Below are 2548 nucleotides of genomic sequence, written 5' to 3' on the forward strand. Positions count from 1 at the left end.
GTGCCCGCGGCTCCCGCCGGGGGCGGGGTCGTCGTCGCCGACAACGGTTCGACGGACGGGTCGCTGGCGGTGCTGGCGGAGAAGTTCCCGACCGTCGCTGTGGTGCGCCTCGACCGGAATTACGGTTTCGCGGGCGGTTACAACCGCGCTTTGGCGCAGGTCGAGGCGGATTATTACCTGCTGCTCAATTCCGATGTCGAGACACCCCGGGGATGGCTGGAGCCGATCCTCGGCGTTCTGGAGCGTGAGCCCGACGTGGCGGTCGTTTCGCCCAAGCTGGTTTCGTGGCTCGACCGTACGAAATTCGAGTACGCAGGGGCTTCCGGGGGCTTTATCGACTTCCTGGGCTATCCTTTTTGCCGGGGGCGTATCCTCAAGCGGGTCGAAGCCGACGAGGGGCAGTACGACGATGCCCGCGACGTATTCTGGGTCAGCGGAGCGGCTTTTTGCTGCCGTGCCGACGTGTTCCGCGCATTGGGGGGCTTCGACGACGATTTCTTCGCCCACATGGAGGAGATCGACCTCTGCTGGCGCATGCAGCTCGCGGGTTACCGCGTGCGGGTCGTGCCCGGGAGTACGGTCTACCACCTCGGCGGCGGGACGCTGACGACCGATTCCCCGACCAAGGTGTTCTACAACCATCGCAATAACCTGGCGATGCTCTACAAGTGTGCTTCTCCCGTACAGCGTGCCGTCGTGGCCGTCGTGCGCCCCGTGCTCGACCTGATGGCTGCATTGTCGTACCTGGCACAGGGGCGGGGCGATAATTTCCGTGCCGTATTCCGCGCCTGGCGCGATTTTCTCCGCTGGCACGGCAGCCTGTCGCGCAAGCGGAAGGAGATTCGGCAGCAGTGCAGGGGGACGGTCGCCGGGAGGGTTTACCGCGGTTCCGTAGTCCTGCGTTACCTTTTGGGGCGAAAGACCTTCGGGCGGATGATGTGACCCGGCGGAAAAGCTCAGGACGGAGATTTGCCTTCCGGCGGAATAACCTAAAATAAGACCTCCCGGTTTTGCCGGGAGGTCTTATTTTAAACAGTATTCGGTGTTTTCCTACTTGTTGATTTTCGCCCACGAATCCTTGAGCGTCACCGTGCGGTTGAACACGGGGTGTTCGGGTGTCGAGTCGGTGTCGGGACAGAAGTAGCCTACGCGCTCGAACTGCACGGCCTGCCCTATGGGTATGTCGCGCAGCGACGGCTCCAGGTAGCCCGTGACCTTGACCATGGATTCGGGGTTGAGGTTGTCCTCCCAGGTCTGTCCTTCCTCCACGTCGTCGGGGTTCTCCTTCGTGAAGAGCGGGTTGAACAGGCGGATTTCGGCCTCCACGGCATCTTTGGCCGATACCCAGTGGATGACACCCTTCACGCGGCGGCCGTCGCTCGACGACCCTCTGCCCGACATCGGGTCATAGGTGCAGCGCAGCTCGGTGATGTTGCCCGCGGCATCCTTGATGACCTCCTCGCACCTGATCAGGTACGAATAGCGCAGGCGCACCTCGCCGCCGGGTGCCAGGCGGAAGAACTTTTTGGGAGGCTCCTCCATGAAATCGTCGTGCTCGATGTAGATGACCTTCGAGAAGGGCACCTGCCGCGTGCCGGCCGATTCGTCCTCGGGGTTGTTGATCGCCGTGAAGAGCTCGGTCTTGCCTTCCTCGTAGTTGGTGATGACCACCTTCAGCGGGTTGAGCACTGCCATGCGGCGCTCTGCGATCTTGTTCAGGTCTTCGCGCACGCAGTATTCGAGCTTGCCCAGGTCGATCACGTTGTCGCGCTTGGCGACGCCCACCATCTCGGCGAAGTTCCGCACCGAGGCCGGGGTATAGCCCTTGCGGCGCAAAGCGCAGATCGTCGGCATGCGGGGGTCGTCCCAGCCCATCACGGCGCCTTCCTGCACGAGTTTGAGCAGCTTGCGCTTCGACATCATCGTGTAGGTGAGGTTCAGCCGGGCGAATTCGTACTGGTGCGAAGGGTAGATCTCCAGCGCCTGGATGAACCAGTCGTAGAGAGGACGGTGCACGTCGAATTCGAGCGTGCAGATCGAGTGGGTGATCTGCTCGATCGAGTCGCTCTGGCCGTGGGCATAGTCGTACATCGGGTAGATGCACCACTTGTTGCCCGTGCGGTGATGCTCGGCATGGATGATGCGGTACATGATCGGGTCGCGGAAGAGCATGTTGGGGTGCGCCATGTCGATCTTGGCGCGCAGCACCTTGGCCCCGTCGGGGAATTCGCCGTTTTTCATGCGGACGAACAGGTCGAGGTTTTCCTCCACGGAGCGGTCGCGCCACGGCGACGGAGTGCCCGGTACGGAAACCGTACCGCGGTTTTCGCGGATCTGCTCCTGTGTCTGGTCGTCGACGTATGCCAACCCTTTTTTAATCAGTACGATCGCCCAGTCGTAGAGCTGGTCGAAATAGTCCGACGCATAGCGTTCGACGGCCCAGTCGAACCCGAGCCACTGGATGTCGCGCTTGATCGAATCGACATACTCCACATCCTCCTTGACGGGGTTCGTGTCGTCGAAACGGAGGTTGCACTTGCCTCCGTAT

The 2548-nt window shown here is 61.7% G+C and carries 2 protein-coding genes; one reads left to right on the forward strand and one right to left on the reverse strand.

The window, feature by feature from the left end:
- Window positions 1–942 (forward strand): glycosyltransferase family 2 protein (locus QVP03_RS10895; RefSeq protein ID WP_288210768.1); only part of this gene is annotated, 942 nt, incomplete at its 5' end.
- 108 nt (window positions 943–1050) lie between these two features.
- Here QVP03_RS10895 and QVP03_RS10900 read toward each other — a convergent pair.
- A partial coding sequence (locus QVP03_RS10900; protein WP_288210769.1) for a glutamine--tRNA ligase/YqeY domain fusion protein occupies window positions 1051–2548 on the reverse strand: 1498 nt, incomplete at its 5' end.

Origin of the sequence: Alistipes sp. CAG:29 (genome assembly GCF_000435435.1) — a bacterium.
GTDB lineage: Bacteria > Bacteroidota > Bacteroidia > Bacteroidales > Rikenellaceae > Alistipes > Alistipes onderdonkii.